Annotated in this window: 7 protein-coding genes; 6 read left to right on the top strand and 1 reads right to left on the bottom strand. The window is 50.5% G+C overall.

What is annotated here, in order from left to right; translation table 11 throughout:
- Positions 1-152: 152 nt before the first annotated feature.
- From AACZ11_RS12935 to AACZ11_RS12910, 6 genes are all read left to right on the top strand, one after another.
- A complete protein-coding gene (locus tag AACZ11_RS12935) occupies positions 153-317 on the top strand; it encodes a Lacal_2735 family protein (RefSeq protein ID WP_290627854.1) in 165 nt (54 codons plus the stop codon).
- A gap of 18 nt (positions 318-335) precedes the next feature.
- Positions 336-644 (top strand): TIGR03643 family protein, encoded by a 309-nt coding sequence (locus AACZ11_RS12930; protein WP_290627856.1) that lies wholly within the window; start codon positions 336-338, stop codon positions 642-644.
- A 119-nt stretch (positions 645-763) separates the two neighbouring features.
- Positions 764-1,774, top strand: a complete 1,011-nt coding sequence (locus AACZ11_RS12925) for an FAD-binding domain-containing protein (protein ID WP_339832731.1) — start codon at positions 764-766, stop codon at positions 1,772-1,774.
- Positions 1,771-2,406: a flavin reductase family protein gene (locus AACZ11_RS12920; protein ID WP_339832729.1), complete on the top strand. Its 636-nt coding sequence runs from the start codon at positions 1,771-1,773 to the stop codon at positions 2,404-2,406. Before AACZ11_RS12925 ends, AACZ11_RS12920 begins: the two co-directional genes overlap by 4 nt.
- Complete coding sequence (locus tag AACZ11_RS12915) at positions 2,403-2,534, top strand: DUF2256 domain-containing protein (RefSeq protein WP_290627862.1); 132 nt, start codon at positions 2,403-2,405, stop codon at positions 2,532-2,534. Before AACZ11_RS12920 ends, AACZ11_RS12915 begins: the two co-directional genes overlap by 4 nt.
- Entirely contained in the window at positions 2,531-4,045 is a 1,515-nt protein-coding gene (locus tag AACZ11_RS12910) for a cryptochrome/photolyase family protein (RefSeq protein ID WP_339832728.1), read from the top strand. Before AACZ11_RS12915 ends, AACZ11_RS12910 begins: the two co-directional genes overlap by 4 nt.
- A 13-nt stretch (positions 4,046-4,058) precedes the next feature.
- Here the strand turns inward: AACZ11_RS12910 and AACZ11_RS12905 are convergent, their stop codons facing one another.
- On the bottom strand, positions 4,059-4,493 hold the full coding sequence (locus AACZ11_RS12905) for a hypothetical protein (protein ID WP_290625676.1): 435 nt from the start codon (positions 4,491-4,493) through the stop codon (positions 4,059-4,061).
- Between the last annotated feature and the right edge of the window lie 901 nt (positions 4,494-5,394).

Below are 5,394 nucleotides of genomic sequence, written 5' to 3'. Positions count from 1 at the left end.
TTCCTACGAAAAGGCCTCTTTTTTTGTTTCTTTTTTGGAGGGGCAAAAAAGAAAGAGAAAGAAGGTTAAAAATATCCTAATTGTTTAATCTTACATCCATTAACTTAAACATTTTGTATCTTTATACTGAATAAAGACAAACACGCACCACTATGTTCGGACTGTTTACAAAGAAATCAGAAAAAGAAAAACTCTATGCCCGCTACCAATCGCTGCTGAAGGAAGCGCACCGCCTCTCCACCACCAACCGAAAGGCCAGCGATGAAAAGACCTATGAGGCCGAGCAGGTGCTGAAAGCGCGGGAACAACTCCCCTAATCCGCTCCGGGTCGCTCCATGTATATAAGATTCCCTGTTATGAACACCCCTTCTTCCTTTACCGAACGTGAACTCGACCGCATTCTCGAGATGGCCTGGGAGGACCGTACGCCTTTTGAAGCGATCGAATATCAGTTTGGTACGTCCGAGCAGGAGGTGATCCGACTCATGCGGCGTAACCTGAAATCTTCGAGCTTTAAGCGCTGGCGCAAACGGGTGAACAGCGGGGTGAGCTCCAAACATCTTAAAAAACGCCCCTCCGGAATGAACCGCTTCAAATGTACCCGACAACGGGCCATTTCGGGCAATAGCATCGCCAAACGATGACGCACCGTTTGTCCGACCATATCGCCTCCTTCCCTACGGCCTATCACGCCATACTGGAGCGCATCGATGCCATCGACCCCATCGCGTACGGCCGCACCCGCAACTACGTAGACGGTGCCGTGACCTATCTGTCGCCCTACCTGTCCCGCGGCGTGATCTCTCCCCGCTTTGTACTGAACCGTGTCTTGGCGAAAGGCTACGACCCCGCTACGATTGAAAAGTTCATACAGGAACTCACTTGGCGGGAGTATTGGCAGCAGGTATGGATCGCCAAAGGGTCTTGCATCGACCACGATCTGAAGCATCCGCAACACGGCGTGCAACACCATGAACTCCCCACCGCTATTTTTGAAGCCCGTACCGGCATACAGGCCGTGGATGAGGCGATTGCAGGCTTGTATCGTACCGGGTATATGCACAACCACCTGCGTATGTATGTGGCGTCCATCGCCTGTAACATCGCCGGGAGTCATTGGCGCACCCCCGCTAAATGGTTGTACTATCATTTATGGGATGGGGATTGGGCGAGCAATGCCCTGAGCTGGCAGTGGGTGGCCGGTACCAACAGCAACAAACAGTACCGTGCGAATCAGGAGAACATCAACAAATACTGTTATACCCACCAAACCGGCACCTTTCTGGATGTGTCCTACGAACGGCTGCCGCAGCTAACATGTCCCGAAGTCCTAAAAGAACATACAGATCCGACGTTACACACCCCCTTGCCCGAACCGAAGCCCCTTACCCTGGACCCGAACCTGCCTACTTACATCTACAACGCCTATAATCTGGATCCGTTATGGGGTACCGACGCCCCGGCCAACAGGGTCCTGTTGCTGGAACCCGAACACTTTGAAGCGTATCCCATATCGGAGCGATCGGTAGCTTTTCTTCTGAATCTGACCCACAACATTGAAAACCTCCAGGTCTTTGTCGGTTCCTTCGACACCCTAAAGACGAACCACGCCTTAACGGATATACGATATAAGGAGCACCCGTGGAGTCGTCATTACACCGGCACCGAAACCCCACGCGCGTGGCTCTTCGATGTACACGGGTATTATCCCTCCTTCTTTGCCTACTGGAAGCGATGTAAAAAACAGTTCAACACCTTAGCGACCGTCGTATGATCCTTTCCAAACAAGACATCAGCGCCTTGTCCAAAGTGGCACGGTTAAAACTCATCAATGCGATCACCGGGATCAAGCCCGCCAACCTTATAGGAACGATCTCCGCCGAAGGGCACCCCAATGTGGCGGTCTTCAGTTCGGTCGTACATTTGGGCAGCGATCCGGCCCTACTGGGCTTTATCATGCGCCCCCAAGGGGAGGTTCCTAGGCATACTTATGAGAACATCTTGGCGACGGGGCACTATACCATCAATCACATCCTGCCCTCCTTTGCAGAGCGTGCCCACTATACCTCCGGAAAGTTCCCCAAGGAGGTGTCGGAGTTCGCCCGTTGCGGCCTTACCGAAGCCTATATCGAAGGTTTCCAAGCACCCTTCGTTCAGGAAAGTAGCTGCAAGATGGGCATGCGTTTTGAGGAAGCCATCCCCATTCCCCTCAACGGAACGACCCTCATCATAGGAGCGGTCGAGCACCTCATCCTTCCGGAAACCGTGGATATCCATCAAGAGGTGTTCGATCTGGAAGCGACGGAAAGCATGGGGATCTCCGGCTTAAACAGCTACTATACCCTCACCAAATATGCCGAATACCCCTATGTACGACCCCACAACATACCCGATTTCGACGTATGAAAAAGCAAGACCTTCCGCAGAAACTATGCCCTGTATGCACCCTCCCGTTCACCTGGCGGAAGAAGTGGAAGAAGGACTGGGAGCAGGTGCGTTACTGCAGCGAACGATGTAAAAGAAACAAGAAATGACCGTACACCTCTGCTTTCCGCATCAACTATTTAAAAAGGTTCCCGACTTCGGAACGGAGGCGCCCTTGTATCTTATAGAAGAATCCCTCTTCTTCAATCAGTTTCCCTTCCACAAACAAAAGATCGCCTTTCACCGCGCCTCCATGAAGGCGTATGAAGCGTTTCTGAAGGAACAGGGATATACCGTGCACTACATTCCTGCGACCGATGCCCGTAGTGATGTGCGCGAACTCCTTCCGAAGCTGAAGGAAGAAGGCATCACGACCGTGAGCTATATCGATCCCACCGACGACTGGCTACAGCAACGTATCACCAAGGCATGTTCCCGTCTGAAGCTGGACACCACCGTGTATGAGAACCCCCTATTCCTCAATTCGAAGGAAGAGATCCATACCTATTTCAAGGATCGGAAGCAATACCATCAGACTCACTTCTACAAATCGGAGCGCAAGCGATTGGGGCTTTTGCTCACTTCGGAAGGAGAACCGCAGGGCGGTCGTTGGACCTACGACACCGAGAACCGCAAGAAGTATCCCGCCAAGAAGACGCCGCCACCCGTAGCGTTTCCGGATGCCACCGATGTGTACAAGGAAGCAAAGGACTATGTGGCGACCCACTTTTCAGAAAACATAGGCAATCTGAGCGATACCCCTCGCTATCCGTATACTTTTGAAACCGCTTCCGACTGGCTGGATGCGTTTCTGGAGCAACGCTTCCATGCATTCGGACCCTATGAAGATGCCATTGTCTCCGATGCTGTCATCCTGCACCACAGTGTCCTTACCCCCATGCTGAATGTGGGGCTGCTCACCCCCCATGAGGTGATCGACCGTGCCTTGGCCTTTGCCGAAGCCCACGACGTCCCTATCAATTCCACCGAAGGGTTTGTGCGTCAGATCATGGGTTGGCGGGAATTCATGCGGGGCATGTATGAGCACAAAGGTAGTTTTGCCCGTACCCGCAACTTCTGGAACTTCAACCGACCCATACCGCCCTCCTTCTATGACGGCACCACCGGCATACCCCCCGTGGACCTAACCATCCAAAAAGTGCTGGACACAGGCTATTGCCACCACATTGAACGGCTCATGGTCTTAGGGAACTTTATGTTGCTGTGTGAGTTCGACCCGGACGCGGTCTACCGCTGGTTTATGGAATTCTTTATCGACGCCTACGACTGGGTGATGGTGCCCAACGTGTACGGGATGAGTCAGTTTGCAGACGGCGGTCTGTTCGCCACCAAGCCCTATATAAGCGGCAGCAACTATTTGATGAAGATGAGTAATTACAAAAAAGGGTCTTGGCAGGAGGTGTGGGACGGACTCTTTTGGCGGTATATGCACGAGCACAGGGATTTCTTCGAATCCCAACCCCGCTTAGGCATGTTATTGAGCACCCTAGACCGTATGGATCCCGACACCCGAAAAGGGCATTTAGAAAAAGCAGCGGCCTTTTTGGAAGGTTTGGATCAAGAACTAAAAAAAGCCGATGGGAATACCACCGGCCGTTAACGCTATGGCTTCGTTAGTTGTGTTTTCGCGCCAATTCTGAATCCCAGTCAGCCACATACGAATAGAACTCCTGAAGTTTTGCCATGGCCTTGTCCATACCACCGGTGAGTTTGCTCATTTCATTCATCCATTTCACATCGTCCGGGCTCATCTCGTAATTGAGTGTCTCGATGCCCTCCTCCAAGGGAAAGATCACGAGCATGTCGTATTCCCCTGATGCCATTTCAAAGGACATAGGACCGGTATTGCCAAGGTTCATATCGGCTTTCATAAAATAATCCTTGATGATGGCTTGCGCCTTCTCCTTCATCATAGGTTTGAACTTAACGTACGCCATGCGCACCCACTCGGGGTTGTCGTACTTCTTAACTTTCATTTCTTGGGCTTGCAGCACACTGCCGCAGCAGAGTATAAGTGCAGCCAAGGTGCATAACATTGCTTTTTTCATAATGGTTGTGTTTAGTTAATCGTTAGTGATACATGATTGCTTCACCGGTGGTGAAGACCATAAGCGCTTAACTAGGTTGGGAAAGTATGGGAGAAATGGGTAAAATACTTGATTTTCAGCAACATAAAGATACGCATTTCATGAGAAACGCGTTCCCGAAACTCTGAAAATATTTTCTTACAGGAGAATGTGCGAGTAAGGTAGGAGTTAGGAGTTAGGAGTTAGGAAAAAGTAATTATTCTAGACGAACTAAAACCCTGTATGAGATTCCTCATTCCATTCGGAATGACAGTCTCAATGTCATTCAGAGCGAAGCGAAGAATCTAGAGATTCCTCTACGCCTGCGGCGCATCGGAATGACATTGGCAGATGAACAGTGAGCAGTGAGCGGGAAATGGTTAAGAGTGAAGGGTGAAGGGTGAAGGGTTGTTAGTGAACAGTGAGCAGTGAGCAGTGAGCAGGGTAAAGTGTGAAGGGATAAAGTTGCTTAGCATCAAAACCGGCCATACGATTCGACTTCGGGACCCGTAGTCCGAACATTCGTTAAAAACTAAACACTGTCTGAGCTGCCATAGACAGCGAGTTGTGTGTGTTTAGAATGGAGGACGTAACGGGTGAACAAGAACCGTAAGGCCTAGACCTTTTTGTTTCTTTTTCCGGCAATGGGAAAAGAAAAGAACTCCTCATTGCATTCGGAATACGCATCTCAATGTCATTCAGAGCGAAGCGAAGAATCTAGAGATTCCTCTACGCCTGCGGCGCATCGGAATGACATTGGCAGATGAACAGTGAACAGTGAGCAGTGAGCGGGAAATGGTGAAGAGTGAGTGGTGAAGGGTGAAGGGATGGAATTAGGAGTTAGGAGTTAGGAGTTAGGAGTTAGGAAAAAGTAATTATTCTA

The organism is uncultured Altibacter sp. (assembly GCF_963972995.1).
Taxonomy (GTDB): domain Bacteria; phylum Bacteroidota; class Bacteroidia; order Flavobacteriales; family Flavobacteriaceae; genus Altibacter.
The sequence above is the reverse complement of the archived record's forward strand: the minus strand, read 5'-3'. Positions and strand labels throughout refer to the sequence as shown.

Excerpts from the sequence above, each read along its gene's own strand:
- AACZ11_RS12905 (WP_290625676.1), bottom strand. The coding sequence starts at position 4,493 with ATGAAAAAAGCAATGTTATGCACCTTGGCTGCACTTATACTCTGCTGC.
- AACZ11_RS12930 (WP_290627856.1), top strand. The coding sequence starts at position 336 with ATGTATATAAGATTCCCTGTTATGAACACCCCTTCTTCCTTTACCGAA.
- AACZ11_RS12915 (WP_290627862.1), top strand. The coding sequence starts at position 2,403 with ATGAAAAAGCAAGACCTTCCGCAGAAACTATGCCCTGTATGCACCCTC.
- AACZ11_RS12920 (WP_339832729.1), top strand. The coding sequence starts at position 1,771 with ATGATCCTTTCCAAACAAGACATCAGCGCCTTGTCCAAAGTGGCACGG.
- AACZ11_RS12935 (WP_290627854.1), top strand. The coding sequence starts at position 153 with ATGTTCGGACTGTTTACAAAGAAATCAGAAAAAGAAAAACTCTATGCC.
- AACZ11_RS12910 (WP_339832728.1), top strand. The coding sequence starts at position 2,531 with ATGACCGTACACCTCTGCTTTCCGCATCAACTATTTAAAAAGGTTCCC.